The following is a 17,392-nucleotide window of genomic DNA, read 5'->3' on the forward strand; positions in this document are numbered from 1 at the left end:
CTCATTGCAAGGGATCCTCGATGTTACTCACATCTTGTGAGTAACATCGAGGCCACCGCATCCTGCGGAAGTACGTCCTGTGAGCAACGTTGAAATCATCACATCCTGTGAAAGAAGTGATTTATTACATACATTATTAGTGATAAAACTAAGCTTATTATAATACAAGTCACAATAGGGAAGAAAAAAGTGGTATTCCCCTTTTTAAACATTATATCTCCAGGAAGCCGTCCTATCAGAGGCCAGCACAGGCCGACTAAAAACAGAACGGCACCGGCAATCATGAGTGTTCTGCTTATACCGCTCAAGACTTCCGATCTCCTCGTTCAAGATTAAAGTGGCTGTATACCTGATCGGTAACCATCCGTCCGCGCGGCGTGCGCTGAATATAACCGATTTGAAGCAAATACGGCTCATGCACGTCTTCAATTGTATGCCGTTCTTCGCCAATAGCAGCTGCTAGGGTATCTAATCCTACCGGACCACCGTGAAACTGGTCAATGATTCCCATCAGCAGCTGATGATCGACACGATCTAACCCCGCTTCGTCAACATGGAGACGGCTCAGCCCGTTCCTCGCCGTTGCGCGGTCAATAAGGCCATTGCTCTCTACCTGGGCAAAGTCGCGAATGCGCTTGAGCAGGCGGTTCGCGATTCGAGGCGTTCCCCGTGAGCGTCGTGCGATTTCAAAGCAGGCATCCTCTTCAATTTCTGTTTGCAGTACGGATGCCGTTCTTTTTATAATCATTGACAACTCTTCCGGGCTGTAAAACTGAAGACGGCTGATCACGCCGAAACGGTCACGAAGCGGAGGAGACAAATAACCGGCCCTCGTGGTTGCACCGACGAGCGTAAACGGCGGCAGATTGATCCGTACCGAATGTGCGGTTTCGTCCTTTCCGATCACAATATCCATGCAGAAATCTTCCATTGCCGGATAAAGAATTTCTTCAACATGGCGAGGAAGGCGGTGAATCTCGTCAATAAAAAGCACATCGCCAGGTTCAAGTGATGAGAGCACAGCAGCAAGATCGCCCGGCCGCTCAAGTGCCGGTCCGGATGTTGTTCGAATATTTGCGCCCATTTCCGATGCGATAATCATCGATAAAGTTGTTTTGCCTAGTCCGGGTGGGCCGTAAAGAAGCACATGATCGAGCGGTTCATGACGTGCCTTTGCTGCACAAATAAAAATTTTCAGGTTCTGCTTTATTTCTTCTTGACCAATGTAGTGGTCTAAATCAGAAGGGCGAATGGATTGGTCCAGCCCTTGATCCTCAAGTGTCGAGTCACTAGACAGCAAATGATCCTCTTCCAAATCGGGCGCCCTCCTTTTACACTTTGGATAATCGTTTCAAAGCTTCTTTCACATAGTTCTCCGCACTTAAGTCAAGTTTGCTTAACTGCGGCACAACTTTACGGATTTCTCTTTCTGAATAACCAAGCATCGACAGAACATCCGTCGCTTCCGCCAGCGCGTTTTCCAGCCTGCTGTCTGCATTTCCTTCTAATTGCATGTCCGCAGGCCGTACAGCAAATTCTTGCAGCTTGCCCTTCAAATCAAGAACTATTTGTCCCGCTGTTTTTTTGCCGATTCCCGGAAAACGGGTGAGAAACTTATCGTCCTCCGCCTCAATTGCTTGAATAACCTCATCAGGATCCCCCGAAGCAAGAATGGCAAGCGCATTTTTCGGTCCAATCCCGGAAACAGAGAGCAACCGGACAAACAATTCCCGTTCCTCTCTCGTCTGAAATCCATATAAAACGTTCGCTTCCTCGCGCACATACTGGTAAAGATAAATCTTCGTTTCTTTATTCAGCTGCGGTTGATAGCTGAACGGATTCGGACATATGATCTTGTAGCCGAATCCGCCCTGCTCAATGACAATACCGCTGCCGGACAGATAGGTCAAAATTCCTTTAATATAATCAAACACTAAGCTTGCTCCTCGTCCATCGTTTCTAAGCTAAGATCTTTGTCTATCATATCACATGGCAAGCATTTGTCCCAAGAAAAGCTAATAGGTACCATTATGCTGCTCATAGGCGCTTCACATGCAAGTAAGGGACTGAGCACAGTAAAAAATGAGGAGACATTCATGTCGAATGTCCCCTCATTCACACTCATCTGAAATCATGCTTCTTCAAGGTTGCTGTAAATATCCTGTACATCGTCGTTGTCTTCCAAAGCCTCGATCAATGCTTCCATTTTTTCGAGGTCTGTTCCGCTCAACGGAGTTTTAGTCGTCGGGATCATAGCGACCTCAGCACGATCAATTTCATAGTCTTTTTCTTCGTCCAACGTTTTTCGGACATCCTCAAAAACGTCAGGTGTCGTCACGATAATAAACCGATCTTCCTCAGTTCTCATATCATCTGCCCCTGCGTCGATGGCATCCATCATAACCGTGTCCTCATCCAGGCCGTCTTTTTTTTCAATTTCAATGATGCCCTGCTTTTCGAACAGGAAGCCGACACTTCCCGATTCACCTAAATTGCCGCCGCTCTTTGTAAATGCGTGACGGATATCAGAAGCTGATCGGTTACGATTGTCGGTCAGAACATCAACCATGACTGCAACACCGCCTGGACCGTATCCTTCATAAGTAATTTCTTCATAGGTCACGCCGTCCAAATTTCCGGTCGCTTTCTTGATTGCCCGGGAAATATTGTCATTTGGCATATTGGCAGCTTTTGCTTTTTCGATCGCATGCCTTAATCCGGCATTCATACTTGGATCACCGCCACCGTGACGCGCTTCAAGGAAAATATCCTTGGATAGCTTCATAAACATTTTACCACGTACGGCATCCAACGCATTTTTCTTATGCTGTATGTTATTCCATTTTGAATGTCCAGACATAATTCTTCTCCTCCCCAAAAAATGCGGTAAACAAAAGATTAATGCGTCCGTCTGATAAACATAAGGTCAAAAAAAGAACTAGCCAAAGCCGTTCTCTACTTACTAATGTTTTTCTGACCCTAAGTTCTTCACACGCTGCTTTAATGTACTCCGCAAATTTCATTCCGTTCCCATTATACCCATTTTTTATCCCGAAAAAAAGAGCAAAGGCTTAATGCCCTTGCTCTTTCTCTCAGAATAATTCTTTTTATTTGCTGTTGTTTTCAAACGGACGTTTAACAGCATTGGTTAAATCGTCGATAATACCAACAATATCTGAGCGAACTTCTCGAGTCGCCTTGCCAGCATTAAACGTGGCTTCTGTTGCCGTAATTCGTTTCACATAACGGCTGTCGGTTGATACCAGCACTTCACGACCGCCTGCAAGCGGAAGAACTGCAAGCCTGATTTTCTTTCTTAAATTTGCACGATCATTTTGTCCTTTATCTGGAACAGCGCCAATGGCAACGCTATTCCCCGAAACCAGTACATGAGCCTCATCCACTCCATCAACAGAAGCTGCTCGATCTGCAATACGGTTTGCTAATTTCTTCTGATCTCCATAACTCAATTGGTTTACCTGATTATTGGTGTCACCGCTCAGATTGCTGTAATCAGGTGAAGTCGGCGGAACCGCATTTGAGTTTGGATTATTGTAGCCGGTGCGGTAATTTACATCACGCGGCGCATTGGGACGGTTATACGCAGCGTTGTCCGCCTGACAACCTGCCAACAAGGCGCTTAACGTTAATACTGTCCCTAATTTTGCTATTGCTTTTTTCACTTTTACTCCCCCTTTCGCACTTATCATGTGTGAAGAAGGAGCATTTTACGCTTAAGAATTTTTACCGTTAAATTAGCAAAAAATAGAAGACGTATGCAGGGACTGCATCCATGCTGAAGATCAGCATTTACCCATAAAACTTTTTATTTTTTAGACGTTCCGGATTGTCCTCCTTGGTAAATCGGCGCGGATGCATTGGGCATTGCCCAATACGGCATCGGCTGAGGACGCGGCGGTTGATTTCCGCCGTAATACCCGGCAACTGGTGCATTCCCATATGGCGAATAGGGTGCGGGGCCACCGCAATTACATGGTTTACCTGTTTGTGATTTATTTGGCACAAACGGATATGGATAGCCTCCCATTGGATCCGTCTGCACTGGAGCCATTTTGCCGCTGCCGGCAGGTGCGGTTTGCGGTTGCTGTGGTTTAGCCGCAGTACCCGCTACTTGTGGATTCGTCCACGGCATCGTTTTCTTACTGCCTGCTGTTTGACCGCCTACATAAGCTTTATCAAGCTGCACTTTTCCATGACCAATCGGAAATTGCGGTTGCTGACCGGCCCAAGGCTGCAGTTGCGGATAATATGGACTCTTTGCCCCCATCTGATCGTTTGGATGATAAACCGGCTTCTGAGAAGCAGCACCGCCTACTGCATTTGGATAATAAGGATTGGCACCGCTTCCCTGAACGGATGGACTAGTCATTCCTTGATTCGATCCTTGGGTTGACGGACTTATTGCGCTCCCGGCATTCGGTCCCTGCATCCATGGGCTTACCATACTTCCTTGATTCGATCCTTGGGTTGCTGGACTTATTGCGCTCCCGGCATTCGGTCCCTGCATCCATGGGCTTACCATACTTCCTTGGTTTGAACCTTGCGCTTCCGGACTGACTACACTGCCAGCATTCGGACCTTGTGTCCACGGACTTACCATACTTCCTTGATTCGAACCTTGAGTTGACGGACTGATGGTGCTACCGGCATTCGGGCCCTGTGTCCACGGGCTCGTCACATTTCCTTGATTTGACCCTTGTGTCCATGGACTTACCATACTTCCCTGATTTGGTCCCTGCGTCCATGGACTTGTCACATTCCCTTGGTTTCCCATTGGAAAGTAAGGCATTGTTCCTTGGCTTGCCGGGCTCATTGCGGTTCCCGCATTTCCTTGCGAAGCAGGGCTGACTGCTGTTGGGGCTTGTGGTGTTGAAAAGTTTGGATACGATCCAGAACCTGTCGGTGCCCAGCTCGTCGACTCGGGATTTTTTGGATACATTACTTTTGCGTAATCAGAAGTTGATTGTCCTGCTGTTTGTGTACCGGCCGATGCATTTGGTTTTTGTTCAGCGGCTTCGATCTTTACCTTCGGTTGAGCAGGTACAGGTGCTGTCTGTTGTACCGGTGCTTGCTGTACGGGCGCTTGCTGTACGGGCGCTTGCTGTACAGGTGCCGGTTGGGCCGGAGCCTGATGGACAGGTGCCTGCGGTGCTTGGTGATGGACAATTTCAGAACGCTGATTTGTTGAAAGGGCCCTCTTCAATGGCTGCTTGCCGATCGCTACCTTCACCTTCATTCCCTGGGTTAATGAATTTTCGTCTAAATTTGTATTCATCTTCCTGAATTCGTCAATAGTCATTCCGTGTTTACTTGCGATATTTTCCATAGTATCGCCATTTTGGACAACATATAGTTTCACGGTTCTCCATCCCTCCTGTGAAAGTCATTTTATATATATGGCTGCATTGGGCTTTTTGCCACTCTTTGCACAGGAAACTTGCTTTGCTGCTGTCCCAATTTTTTTCGAGCGAAATGGCTAATAATGCACAGGCACCTATTTTTGTTTTATACTTAAAACATCAAAATTTGCGAACCAAGCTGCTGCTCGGAAGATTTAAATGGCCGACGCAAAATAAACAATGGAGTGTTAACGATGAAGCAGAAGAAAGAGAAACGAAGATCCGCTGTTGAACGCAGAACGTCAATTATGGAACGGCTTAAGAAGGCTGCGGATCCAATCAAAGGTAACGATCTTGCTGATGAAATGCAGGTGAGCAGGCAGGTTATTGTTCAGGATATCTCACTGCTCAAAGCTGAAGGTAAGCAGATCATTGCCACATCCCAAGGCTATCTTCTGCTACAAAAGGCTCAGTCTAACACAATAAAAAGAATCGTCGCGTGTAATCACACGATCAGCGAAACCGAAGATGAACTTACACGCATTGTCACATGCGGTGTGACCGTGCTTAATGTAACGGTGGAGCATCCATTGTACGGAGAGATTACGCGCTCTTTAATGATACGGAATCGCTCCGATGTCACTAAATTTGTTGAAAATCTTGAAAAAACAGGTGCTTCTCTGCTTTCTTCATTGACCGACGGTGTTCATTTGCATGAGCTTGAAGCGGATACTTCAGAAAAGATTGAGCATGCTGTTCATGCATTAAAACAGGCAGGTTATCTGCTGTAACCTGCCTGTTTAATCCGTGTATTCAAATTCAAAATCCATGATCCGTACAGTATCGCCTTCGGTCACACCTTTTGCGCGCAATGCGTCATCAACACCCATGCCTCGCAGTTGGCGTGCAAACCGCCGAATCGCTTCATCATGCTGAAAATTAGTCATTTTGAATAATAGTTCCACTTTCGGCCCGGACACATTAAAGATTCCATCTTCATCTTCAGTGATCGTAAATGGAATTTCCTCTTTTTCAAATGTGTACAACGCCTTGCCGTCCTCTTGTTCTGGTTGTTCCATCGGAAATTCAGGTGTCGTCAGTATTAGTTCATAGGCTTCCCCGACTAACTCTTTCAGTCCGGCTTGCGTCAATGAGGAAATTGGGAATATCTTTATACTTGGATCAATTTTTTTCTTAAATGCCTCTAGATTCTTCTCGGCGTCCGGCATATCCATTTTGGAAGCTGCAATGATTTGCGGACGCTCAAGAAGACGCAGTTGATAGCTTTTTAGCTCTTCATTAATCTTGGTATAATCATCAAAGGGATCTCTTCCCTCACTCCCGGACATATCTACGACGTGAATAATGACACGTGTCCGTTCAATATGGCGCAAAAATTGATAACCAAGTCCCGCTCCGCTGCTCGCGCCTTCGATCAATCCGGGAAGATCGGCAAGCACAAAGCTTCGGCCTTCGTCCACAGCCACTACTCCAAGGTTCGGAGCCAGTGTCGTAAAGTGGTACTCGGCAATTTTAGGCTTAGCCGACGTCACAACAGATAGGAGTGTTGACTTTCCTACACTCGGAAATCCGACGAGGCCGGCATCGGCAAGTAGCTTCAACTCAAGTTGAACCTCAAGTTCTTGACCTGGTTCTCCATTTTCGGAAATATAGGGAGCCGGGTTTGCAGGTGTTGAGAAGCGGGTGTTCCCGCGTCCGCCGCGTCCGCCGGCAGCAATCACTGCTCTTTGATTGTTCTCCGTTAGATCAGCAATCACTCGTCCGGTCGCATTATCCTTAACCACCGTTCCCGGCGGAACCTGAACAACGAGCGGTTGCGCGCTTTTCCCATGCTGATTCTTGGTTTTGCCATTTTCGCCTTTTTGGCCCTTAAAATGCCGTTTGTAGCGAAAATCCATCAATGTCCGAAGACCTTCGTTCACTTCAAAAATGACATCTGAACCTTTACCGCCGTCCCCTCCAGCTGGGCCGCCGTCAGGCACATATTTTTCACGTCTGAAGGCAACCATGCCGTTACCGCCATCGCCGCCTTTGACAAATACTTTCACTTGATCAACAAACAAATAGACCACCTCATCTTGTATCACATTCATTATTTATCTTATAGTGTTCAACCCATTGAAAAGAACGATTCACATTCTGCTTGTTTAATTGTTCCGTCGCAGTCCTTTGGTTAACCATTTCACCTTCAAAATAGAGATGAATCCGTAGTACAGGCTCAGTTTCAATAACGACGCGAAGCGTATTATCTACAATCGGAGCAGAATAGCGTTCGATAATCGTGAAATATTCACGGAAAGTCTCCATCAGTTCTGTATCATAAACTGACAGATCCCTCTCAGGTCCGTCCACCTCGAAAATCAGACTGAACGCATGAGACGACCATCTGAACTGCATCAAAAAAGCAGCACACTCCGGAATATGCAGATGAGCAAGCCGCGATTGATTGTTCAGCTTTTCTGTCACTCGGTCAATAATCTGCTCGACTTTTTGCTTTTTATTTAAGAAAAGATATCCTTTGATCAACTGAAGGTCGTTCAAATACTCATGTCGCGCCGAATTCAGTAATTCGATACTTTTTTCCGTATTGAACATCATTGCCATCCTTTCCCAATCATCTACATCTCAAGTATAACAGATACACATGATCGGATTGTGAACAATGACTTACAGTACTACACCTTTATTATCTTTAATTTGGTCTTTGGCTGCCGGAATCCGTTCTTCATAATTTTCGATATTAGAAAACTTGGCTTCGCCAAGCCTCTGCCGAAGGTGAAGCCTTAGTTGCACTTATACTATTTTCCTTAAAATTATAAACTCTCTTATAGTATAAAAAGAAGCGGCAGATGCTATTTTTTGCTTGCGCAAAAAATCATCCGCCGCCTCAGTTCGTTCATCGCAATGAAAGAATCATTAAGCTTCTTTAACTGCATCTACCGGATAGACACTTACTCTTTTGCGGTTGTGACCGAACTTTTCAAACTTAACAACACCATCAGCTTTTGCGAACAGCGTATCATCGCCGCCGCGGCCAACGTTCGTTCCAGGATAAATCTTCGTTCCGCGTTGACGGTACAGAATCGAGCCGCCTGTCACCAATTGTCCGTCTGCTCTTTTAGCACCCAGACGTTTCGAAATGGAATCACGGCCGTTTTTTGTACTACCTACACCTTTTTTCGATGAGAAAAACTGAAGATCTAATTTCAACATGCCGAAGCACCTCCTTAATCGCTAATTCGGATATATTGCCCGTAGGACTTTTCAATCGTTCGCATTGAGACCAGCATCGCTTCCAAAATCAATTGAGCTTTTTCCAGATTGGCATCGGCTGGGCAATCGGAAATTCCGCATTCAAGATAACCGCCGTCATTCTTTTGCCGTACATCCATTTTCAGGTTGGCAAGTGATTCCACGGCATTGACTGATCCAAATGCAACAGCCGAAACCGCCGCACAAACCAAGTCTTGCCCATGAGGACCGCTGTCCGCATGACCGGTTAATTTAAAAGCAAAGATTTTTCCATAATGATCGCGCCGAACAGTTAAAACAACCACCGGAGTTCACCTCAAGCATTGATCTTTTCAATCACAACTTTCGTGAACGGTTGTCTGTGCCCTTGTTTACGACGATAATTCTTTCTCTTCTTAAACTTGAAAACGACAATTTTCTTGTCGCGTCCTTGTTCAACGACCTTCGCAGTAACACTAGCGCCTTCAACAGTCGGAGCACCGACCTTAACGTCTTCACCGCCAACAAAAAGCACCTTGTCGAAAGTAACCGTATCGCCTGCTTCTGCAGCAAGCTTTTCAACAACAATCGACTTTCCTTCTTCTACCTTCAGCTGCTTGCCTCCGGTTTCAATAATTGCATACATTCTGATGCACCTCCTTTAGGATCGTGTTCGGAAAAAGATTGTCCGAACCTGTCATTCTCAGACTCGCCAGAGAAAGGCTGTCCTATCATAGACATTAAGGCCAGTTCTGAGCGGTTGGAGCGAGATGCTCCTAAGTCCTCTAACAACACAATAACAGGAGTATGATAACACAACGCTGGTTTACCTGTCAATAAACCATCCCACTTAATTCTCTTCCTGAATGAATCGATCACGAAGACCGCAGCGCTGTCTTCTGCGAACCAATTCAACTAGTCCCAATCGAGTAAATCCGAATACTTGTACAGCATTCGGATCATTTTTCGTTAAACAGTCAAGTTCATGGAGCAATTGATACCGATTTTCATCCTTTTCCATACGAAGAAAATCGATGACGACCATACCGCCGATTTGTCGCAGCCGCAGTTGCTTAGCAATTTCTTTAGCTGCTGACTGATTAATACGAAAAGCTGTCTCCTCCCAATTGTTATGAATAGCTGTCGAACCTGAGTTCACATCAATTGCTGTGAGTGCCTCTGTATATTCGATCATTAATGATGCTCCGGATTCAAGGGGCACATAGGGCCGCAGTGCAGCCTTATAGGCTGATTCAAGATTAAGGTAACTGAAAAGATCTTGATGTTCTTTATATATGAATTTCGTATTTGGCGGGAGTGCATCTTGATTGATTAAAAAATTAGCGATTACCGTGCTCGTTTGCGGAAAATGATTTTCATTCAAAAGTGCCGTGGCAAATGAAAATTGGCGCAGGACTCTTTTCTCTGAAGAAACATTTTTTGCAGTGCAAATTAAAGTGGACGCGATGCCTTTTAAGGACTTAAATTCCTCTAGAATTGCGGCAAGATCCTGTTCGCCAGCTTGCGTACGAATTATAGCGCCTTCACCCGGAGCGCACCACTCCGACACCTTTTTTTTTAAATGCTCGCGCAGATTTTCCGGTAGACGTCTTGAGACGGCAACATAGGGACTAAAAGGTAGAAAAATCAAGTTTTTTCCTTTGATTTGGACTTGCTCCGTCAGCTCCGGAACCTTTCCATCCCGTTCTTCCTTATCTACTTGTACAATAATCCGCTCATCTGGTTTCACTGTGTGATCCGGACGCTGTTTATGGTTCGGCAGAAAGCCGCTTTGTCCGTCGCCAAGGTCAACGAACCAGCCTACTTGGCTAAAACGATTTTTCAGAATCCGTCCGATGAAAAGATCGCCGACCCGGACGTCGTTTGCATCTGATTGATAATAAAAAGAAACAACCGACCCATTCTCAAGAAGAGCAGCACGCACACCTTTGTTTTCTTTTTCCAATACTACAGTCACAGGCTCTTTGGACACAACATCACCAGCTTTCCACATTCGTTTCCATTATCGCAAATGCGGACAAACGGTGCAAATCACGCGCCATTCAGCGGCAGTCATTGATTGTATCACCTTCACAGCTACCTTTGAAATAGTCGTTTGCAAGCCTTCTTCCATCGATATCAGAATTCTTTTCTCCAACAATATGAATGCGGTGCTCCGCATTTTTGTAATATAGAGAGAAAACTGCGGAAAGTGGTGCATCCCCCGTTACTTTCAGCCGTTTTAATCGAACAAATCGATACTTAGTATTTGAAAGAGCAAGCAGGAAGCGAATAAATCGAAGCGGCAAGACACGCCGCTCTTTATAGAGTGCAATAAGAATAAAGAGTACGATCACCCAAAGATTAATCGAAAAAGGATAGCGCCAAAATGTCAGGATACTGAAGAGCAGTAAGGCAGCCGCAGAAAAATACAGCATTTTTTTATATGCAGGTTTAAATGGATAGACAATTTCCAACAGCACATGCAAAAGGCGCCCGCCGTCTAAAGGCCAAATGGGCAACAGGTTAAAAAGAAGCAATGCACTGTTTTGTGCCAAAAACAGATGATGCTGGTCTGTTCCCCAGAACGGCAAGCCAAGCATTGCATAGGAAAGCAGCGGCAGCCAAACATTTTGGAGCGGTCCAGCAAGAAGGACGATAATTTCTTGATAAAAAGGATGTGCTTCATGCTCATCCAGTTTTGCAACACCGCCGAAAGGCAGCAGCTCGATTTCAATGACATTCCAGCCGAATCCTTTTGCCGCAATGGCGTGGCCGAGTTCATGAATAAGGACAATCAGAAATGCGATCGCCGTCTCCCATAAATGGCCGGTCAGCGTTCCAGCGGCGATAACCAACCAAAATACAGGATGTATTCTAATTTTCGGCAGTAAACTAGTCAAAGGACATCACCTGAATGGGGTCGATAAATTTTTCACCCTTTTTCAATGCGAAATAGAAAGTTCCTTTTTTGTTTTTTTCGGAGGTAATGCCGATTTTCTGACCTTTTTTCACCTCCTGATACACCTTTACATTTGCCTTGTCTAGTTTTCCATACCATGATTCATCACTGTCTTTATGCTGAATGACGACCGTCTCGCCAATGTTTTTCTTTTTTCCGACAAACACAACAAGACCGTCTTTTGCTGCCTTGACTTCAGAATGTGACGTGGTTTCGACGGTAACACCCTTGGATTGACTGCTGTAGGGTAATTTCACTTCGCCGACGACCGGGTCAGCAAAAGAAGACGTCTTACTTTTCTCTTTCGTACTCGTGCTTCCTCCATTTGCGGTGTTGACTGAGTCACTTTTGAAACTAGGCAGAAAGCTGATCGGATCACCTAAATTCTTCTCATACCAACTCGAAACGGCAGCAAATTGGAATTCTTGTGTCATCGCCGTATTAATTGAGCTTTTGATGGCCTGAAATTGACTTCCTGCAGCATTATTTACCCAATAAGCAGACCCAACAAGTAATGCAGAAAGAACACATTGAAGCAAGAATCGACGCCCATGATGCACGGGCGGCTGTCTTTGTTCATCAAACGGTTCAAAGTAGGGAGATTGGAAATCACGCCTGCCTCCGCTACCATGCTTATATTCCATAAAAGGCTTAGGCGAGGTCTGCAGCATCATTAATTTTCTTTGTTTTCGTTGCTCATGTCTTCGTTTATAATCCATAAAGTCCCTCATCGTCGGCTTCCTTTCTGCCCTTGTCCGTTTTTCTTTTAATCCATACGTTCGGGTACGGCTATGTGCAGGTCAATAAATTTCAATTCTTTGGACTTGCCTTCTAAAAGGACTGTATGCCGACAAAGCGAAAATTATGAGAGATAAGAAAAACAGGGCACAAAAACGCCCGGTTCTTAAATCATGCCGGATTTTGATTACGCTCCGGTTGCTCGCATCAACTGAGCGCGACCGCGGGCAGTCCGGGAGCCTCCTCAAGCAAACTAATACCTGCGGGGTCTCCCCTGGCCTGCGATCAACAGAGCCGCTCCGCAGGAGTCTCGCACCTGCGCGTTTGGCTCACAACCTTTGGCTTTGGCGAAAATCATATACTTTCTTTCCTTGTAAGAAAAACCGGGCACAAAAACGCCCGGTTCTTACTTCCGCAGGATGCGGTGGCTCTCGCGTTGCGTTCAGAACACATGCGCATTTAGCGAAAGTTCTTCCATTTCACTTCTGTTCATAAAGCATTCTGGTCCTAAATATGTAATGAGTAAAATAAGCGGAAATTTTCCGGTTATATGCATCATGGAGATTTTTTCATGGGTATATAAGGGGAATTTCTCCAGTTATGCAAAGCAAAACCTTCTATTTTCCATGTTTTTCGACTCGATAAGCGGAATTTATCCGTCTATTTAAGCTATATTTTTATTCATTTTCTAAATAGGGGGAATTTCTCCGTCTATTTATCAGATTGGGCGATTTCCCTGATCGCTCAACCGATAAGTGCAGATTAAAACTCAGCATCTTATAACCATATCGTCGTACCAGCAAGGAAAAGCGATGTAAATACATGGCACTTTATCACAATGGTGTTTTCATTCAAACGGTGTTCCGCGCCCCTCAAGCGGGTCATGAATGTTTCTTTACCCTGTTAAAAAAAGCGGCTGCCGCGCAGATATACATCCGCGTGCAGCCGCCTTTTTAAACCAATTTATCGCATGCCGAGCAACGACTTAAAACGATGGAAAAATCCGTTTTTCTCATCAAGTACCATCAGCGGTACCGTCTCGCCCAGGATGCGCCTGCCGATGTTTCGGTAAGCTTGGGCAGCCTTTGATGATGGATTGAGTGCAACCGGCTCACCTTTATTTGAAGATGAGATCACACCATCGTCATCGACAACAATTCCGAGCAGATCGATCGCCAGGATATTCATGATCTCATCAATTTCCAGCATTTCTCCGCTTTTCAGCAAATGCTGCCGTATGCGATTGATGATTAATCGAGGCGGCGTAATTTGTTTCTCCTGCTCCAGCAACCCGATAATTCGGTCTGCATCACGCACTGAAGATATTTCCGGTGTTGTCACAACGATTGCGTGATCTGCACCCGCAACTGCGTTTCTGAATCCGCGTTCGATTCCTGCCGGGCAATCAATAATCACATAATCAAAGTCTGATTTCAATTCGTCAACCATTTTCTTCATCTCAGAAGGCTTGACAGCTGTTTTGTCCGTTGTCTGTGCTGCAGGAAGCATGCTGAGACACTCGAAGCGTTTATCTTTAACCAGCGCCTGATTCAGCTTGCACCGACCTTGTGCCACATCCACAAGATCATAAATAATACGGTTCTCCAGCCCCATAACAACGTCTAAATTACGCAAACCGATGTCCGTATCCACCAGACAGACTTTCTTCCCCTGTAAGGCCAGTACCGTGCCGACATTCGCGGACGTCGTCGTTTTTCCGACACCGCCTTTGCCTGAAGTCACAACGATTGCTTCCCCCATCGTTTACACCCCTTTTCCATAAATCTTACAACTTCTCAAGCACTAGTGACAGATTCCGTTTCTTTAATGCTGCATGCACTCGATCGATAACAATCTTTCCGATTTTTTCATCCAAATAGGCACATTCAAGTAAGTGATCTTCTTTCATTTCTTCCACCGAGCCATTCTCATTTCGACTGATGACTTGTCCGATTTTGAGCTGTGTCGGTTTCATTATTGAAGCGACAATCACCGCATCTTTACCGTCGCCGTCTGAACCTGCCGCAGCAACACCTCGAAGCGCTCCAAATATATAGATGTTTCCGGTTGCCGAAACCGTTCCTCCCGGGTTAACGTCACCGACAAGAAGCAAATCACCTTCAACTGAGAGCACCTGTCCGGAACGAATGATTCGAGCGATCGGTACAATCTTCTCCTGTGCCTTTTTCTTTGCAATATCTTCAAGAGTCATCACGTTCGATTGAATATCTTCAACTTTCAAATGATCAAAAGAATGGATAATTTCTTTTAGCTGATCGCGTTGAACCTCGCTTATATAGCGGTTTCCCGCTTGAACTTTAACTGAGATAACGGGACCCTCTTTATATAGGTTAGTATTCGCCGCTAGTTTTTCTTTAAGTTCACGCACCAAATCACGATAAGCACAAGCTTCGTCCATAACGAGTACAAGGCCGTCCTTCCTGCCTTTCATCGTTACAAGTGGCTGAGTGGCTGACATCGGGATTTTCACCTCGATATGTTTGATATTCAATATGAGAAGGGAAAAATCCTTCATAGAAACGAAACAGATTCAAAACATTTGAAACAAAAAGTGTAAAAGCTCCAACGATACATTTATCGGCTTGATCGGATTTATTTTTCAATCCCGTCCGAGAGCCTTTCAAAAAAACGTCTGAACGGATAGTAAATAAGCATAGTAAAAACCGCATTTAAGCATACTGTAGGTAGAAGACGAAATTGAAAGAAAAACCCGAGTTGCTGATCGGTCACGCCGATCATCAGATAAATCACATAAACCTCAAACTGCTGCATACAGACACCAACCGCAACAAGCAGAATGGTCATAGCGGTGTTCATGTTCACCCATTTGGATATCGAATACACCAAATATACAGTAAGTGTCAGAGAAAAAGCATAAACACCTAGAACAGATGCATAAATAATATCAATTAAAAACCCAAACAAAATAGCATACTTCAATCCCCAACTCAGTGATCCGAAGAAAGCAAGCATGAGCAACGCTACTAAAACAAATTCAGAAATGATCTGAACGTTGTTTCCAACAGAATAAAAGGGGATAAGCGGCATCACTGTGCCCTGAATGAGAAAGAGAAAGAAGAGAAGGATGAAGATTTTACTCTGCTTCAATTTCCCTTCCCCCCCACTTGCTTCTTTTTCTCAATAACAAGCACGTAGTTTAAATGATTCAAATCAGCCGCCGGTTTTATCTGAGCCGCTTTTGTGAGTCCGTACTGGTCCGTTGACACACTTGTTACGGTGCCAATCACGAGCCCCTTTGAATATTTACCGCTCAAGCCCGAAGTGGTAACCGTCTGTCCCTTTTTAACTTTTGCCTTAATTGGTATTTTGCCAAAAAGAAGTGTTCCTTTGTTCTGGTTATAACCTTCAATCATGCCATAGATGGTGTCACCATTCTTCGGTTCAATCATGGCGGATATCTGGTTAACATTTTGATCATCGGAAATAAGCGAAACTTTACTTGTAAAGTTGCCAACCTTAGTCACACTTCCAACCAAGCGCTTCCCCGAAGTAATGACCGGCATTCCATTCTTTATTCCATTTACTTTTCCTTTATCAAGCGTAAGAAGCTGGTTCCACTGATCATACGAACGACTGATTAATGTCGCCGAATACTTTGTGTACTCAGAGAGAGAAGGATCATTCTTCATACCCAGCTGTGCCTTCAGTTCCTTATTTTGCGAAGTCAGATCTCTATTCTCTTGTTCGACACTTGCATAATTTGTTAAATTTTCTTTTAAACGTTTATTTTCTTTATAGGCATTTTCAATATCGCTGACATTCTCAAAGAAACCCGCTACATAGCGAGCGGGCACATTGACAACATATTGAAACCCTCCAACAACGTCCTGAACGAATTGTTCGGTCCATGTTGCGCGCGTACCTTCTTTTAATGAATAGCTGATAAGCGCAATAAGAACAATCAGACTGGTCAAGAGGACAATTAATTTTTTATTTGAAAAGAATGAAGGCATACGGACACCTGCTTAATTATTAACTTTGAACTGAATTATTTTCTTTTGGCAGCGGAAATCGAATTCGCCTTTGAACGAATTAAAGGCAAATTTTCTAATGAACGGCCCGTACCGATTGCGACGCAATCGAGTGGACTTTCCGCTACAATAACCGGCATTTTAGTCTCATCGCTGAGCACATGATCCAAATTATTCAGAAGCGCTCCGCCTCCGGTCAGCACAATTCCCCGATCCATAATATCCGCTGCAAGTTCTGGCGGCGTTTTTTCAAGGGTTACCTTTACTGCTTCAACAATTTGATTGACTGAGTCATGCAGTGCTGAGGCTATTTCCTTACCCGACACTTCGATCGTTTTAGGAAGACCAGACAGAAGATCCCTGCCGCGCACTTCCATCTTTGCATTTTCCATTTCTTCCGATCCTCCGGCAGAACCAATTTCAATTTTTAACGATTCCGCCGAACGTTCGCCAATCATCAGATTGTAGGTTTTCTTTACGTACTGAATGATCGCTTCATCCATATCGTCTCCGGCAATTCGGATGGACTGACTGGTTACAATTCCGCCAAGCGAAATAATAGCAACCTCAGTTGTTCCTCCGCCTATATCGACTACCATGCTTCCTGTCGGTTCCCAGACCGGAAGATCTGCTCCGACAGCAGCTGCAAAAGGTTCCTCAATCGTATATGCTTCGCGTGCACCAGCCTGCTTTGTTGCGTCTTCAACCGCACGTTTTTCAACGGCCGTAATTCCGGATGGAACACAGACCATCACATTAGGTTTGCGTGAAAATATTGAGCGCTGCTTTTGCGCTTGATTTATAAAATATTTCATCATGGTCGCTGTTGTTTCAAAATCCGCAATGACACCATTTTTCATTGGCCGAACGGCTACGATATTGCCAGGCGTACGTCCGATCATATTCTTAGCCGGAGTTCCTACCGCTTCAATCAAGCCGGTATCCGTGTGCAGAGCAACGACAGATGGTTCTCTGACGACAACACCTTTTCCTTTTACGTACACTAAAGTGTTCGCCGTACCAAGGTCTATGCCCATATCTCTAGAAAATCCGCCAAACATCTATGT

General features: G+C 45.0%; 20 protein-coding genes and 1 other annotated feature. Of the genes, 1 reads left to right on the forward strand and 19 read right to left on the reverse strand.

Annotated features, from left to right (window positions below; all coding sequences use genetic code 11):
* Window positions 1-98: 98 nt before the first annotated feature.
* The 6 genes from AC6F33_RS11105 to AC6F33_RS11130 all read right to left on the reverse strand — a co-directional run bounded on the left by AC6F33_RS11105 (window position 99) and on the right by AC6F33_RS11130 (window position 5,380).
* The gene (locus AC6F33_RS11105; protein WP_480948783.1) at window positions 99-284 is read right to left on the reverse strand and encodes a DUF2905 domain-containing protein; all 186 of its coding nucleotides are present in this window, start codon (window positions 282-284) and stop codon (window positions 99-101) included.
* 20 nt (window positions 285-304) lie between these two features.
* Window positions 305-1,315: a Holliday junction branch migration DNA helicase RuvB gene (gene ruvB, locus AC6F33_RS11110; RefSeq protein ID WP_255745556.1), complete on the reverse strand. Its 1,011-nt coding sequence runs from the start codon at window positions 1,313-1,315 to the stop codon at window positions 305-307.
* Window positions 1,316-1,331: 16 nt separating this feature from the next.
* Complete coding sequence (gene ruvA, locus AC6F33_RS11115) at window positions 1,332-1,934, reverse strand: Holliday junction branch migration protein RuvA (protein WP_500777113.1); 603 nt, start codon at window positions 1,932-1,934, stop codon at window positions 1,332-1,334.
* Between the two features lie 197 nt (window positions 1,935-2,131).
* Window positions 2,132-2,860: a YebC/PmpR family DNA-binding transcriptional regulator gene (locus AC6F33_RS11120; RefSeq protein ID WP_500777114.1), complete on the reverse strand. Its 729-nt coding sequence runs from the start codon at window positions 2,858-2,860 to the stop codon at window positions 2,132-2,134.
* Window positions 2,861-3,107: 247 nt separating this feature from the next.
* Window positions 3,108-3,683, reverse strand: coding sequence for a YhcN/YlaJ family sporulation lipoprotein (locus AC6F33_RS11125; RefSeq protein ID WP_255745560.1), 576 nt, complete (start codon window positions 3,681-3,683; stop codon window positions 3,108-3,110).
* A 143-nt stretch (window positions 3,684-3,826) separates the two neighbouring features.
* Window positions 3,827-5,380 (reverse strand): LysM peptidoglycan-binding domain-containing protein, encoded by a 1,554-nt coding sequence (locus AC6F33_RS11130; RefSeq protein ID WP_500777115.1) that lies wholly within the window; start codon window positions 5,378-5,380, stop codon window positions 3,827-3,829.
* Between the two features lie 234 nt (window positions 5,381-5,614).
* Between AC6F33_RS11130 and AC6F33_RS11135 the strand changes: the two genes are divergently transcribed.
* A complete protein-coding gene (locus AC6F33_RS11135; RefSeq protein WP_255745564.1) occupies window positions 5,615-6,151 on the forward strand; it encodes a transcription repressor NadR in 537 nt (178 codons plus the stop codon).
* A gap of 9 nt (window positions 6,152-6,160) precedes the next feature.
* On the opposite strand, the gene obgE is transcribed toward AC6F33_RS11135, so the two are convergent.
* The 13 genes from obgE to AC6F33_RS11200 form a co-directional block, all read right to left on the reverse strand.
* Window positions 6,161-7,444: a GTPase ObgE gene (gene obgE, locus AC6F33_RS11140; RefSeq protein WP_480948784.1), complete on the reverse strand. Its 1,284-nt coding sequence runs from the start codon at window positions 7,442-7,444 to the stop codon at window positions 6,161-6,163.
* A 10-nt stretch (window positions 7,445-7,454) separates the two neighbouring features.
* The gene (locus tag AC6F33_RS11145; RefSeq protein WP_500777116.1) at window positions 7,455-7,979 is read right to left on the reverse strand and encodes a Spo0B domain-containing protein; all 525 of its coding nucleotides are present in this window, start codon (window positions 7,977-7,979) and stop codon (window positions 7,455-7,457) included.
* Window positions 7,980-8,297: 318 nt separating this feature from the next.
* A complete protein-coding gene (gene rpmA / locus AC6F33_RS11150) occupies window positions 8,298-8,594 on the reverse strand; it encodes a 50S ribosomal protein L27 (RefSeq protein ID WP_255745568.1) in 297 nt (98 codons plus the stop codon).
* 14 nt (window positions 8,595-8,608) lie between these two features.
* Window positions 8,609-8,938, reverse strand: a complete 330-nt coding sequence (locus AC6F33_RS11155; protein ID WP_255745570.1) for a ribosomal-processing cysteine protease Prp — start codon at window positions 8,936-8,938, stop codon at window positions 8,609-8,611.
* Window positions 8,939-8,949: 11 nt separating this feature from the next.
* Entirely contained in the window at window positions 8,950-9,258 is a 309-nt protein-coding gene (gene rplU / locus AC6F33_RS11160) for a 50S ribosomal protein L21 (RefSeq protein ID WP_255745572.1), read from the reverse strand.
* Window positions 9,259-9,307: 49 nt separating this feature from the next.
* Window positions 9,308-9,384, reverse strand: a sequence feature (ribosomal protein L21 leader region).
* 78 nt (window positions 9,385-9,462) lie between these two features.
* Entirely contained in the window at window positions 9,463-10,605 is a 1,143-nt protein-coding gene (locus tag AC6F33_RS11165) for a ribonuclease E/G (protein ID WP_500777117.1), read from the reverse strand.
* A gap of 70 nt (window positions 10,606-10,675) precedes the next feature.
* The gene (locus AC6F33_RS11170) at window positions 10,676-11,515 is read right to left on the reverse strand and encodes a M50 family metallopeptidase (RefSeq protein ID WP_255745575.1); all 840 of its coding nucleotides are present in this window, start codon (window positions 11,513-11,515) and stop codon (window positions 10,676-10,678) included.
* On the reverse strand, window positions 11,508-12,293 hold the full coding sequence (locus AC6F33_RS11175) for a peptidoglycan DD-metalloendopeptidase family protein (protein WP_500777118.1): 786 nt from the start codon (window positions 12,291-12,293) through the stop codon (window positions 11,508-11,510). The genes AC6F33_RS11170 and AC6F33_RS11175 overlap by 8 nt, the downstream gene beginning before the upstream one ends.
* Window positions 12,294-13,275: 982 nt before the next feature.
* Entirely contained in the window at window positions 13,276-14,073 is a 798-nt protein-coding gene (minD, locus tag AC6F33_RS11180) for a septum site-determining protein MinD (protein WP_255745577.1), read from the reverse strand.
* Between the two features lie 25 nt (window positions 14,074-14,098).
* A complete protein-coding gene (gene minC / locus AC6F33_RS11185; protein WP_255745578.1) occupies window positions 14,099-14,791 on the reverse strand; it encodes a septum site-determining protein MinC in 693 nt (230 codons plus the stop codon).
* Between the two features lie 134 nt (window positions 14,792-14,925).
* Entirely contained in the window at window positions 14,926-15,441 is a 516-nt protein-coding gene (gene mreD, locus AC6F33_RS11190; RefSeq protein WP_255745579.1) for a rod shape-determining protein MreD, read from the reverse strand.
* Window positions 15,438-16,307, reverse strand: a complete 870-nt coding sequence (mreC, locus tag AC6F33_RS11195) for a rod shape-determining protein MreC (RefSeq protein ID WP_255745581.1) — start codon at window positions 16,305-16,307, stop codon at window positions 15,438-15,440. Before mreC ends, mreD begins: the two co-directional genes overlap by 4 nt.
* A gap of 35 nt (window positions 16,308-16,342) precedes the next feature.
* Window positions 16,343-17,386, reverse strand: a complete 1,044-nt coding sequence (locus AC6F33_RS11200) for a rod shape-determining protein (RefSeq protein WP_255745582.1) — start codon at window positions 17,384-17,386, stop codon at window positions 16,343-16,345.
* Between the last annotated feature and the right edge of the window lie 6 nt (window positions 17,387-17,392).

This window comes from Sporolactobacillus sp. BBK16-2 (assembly GCF_059878335.1).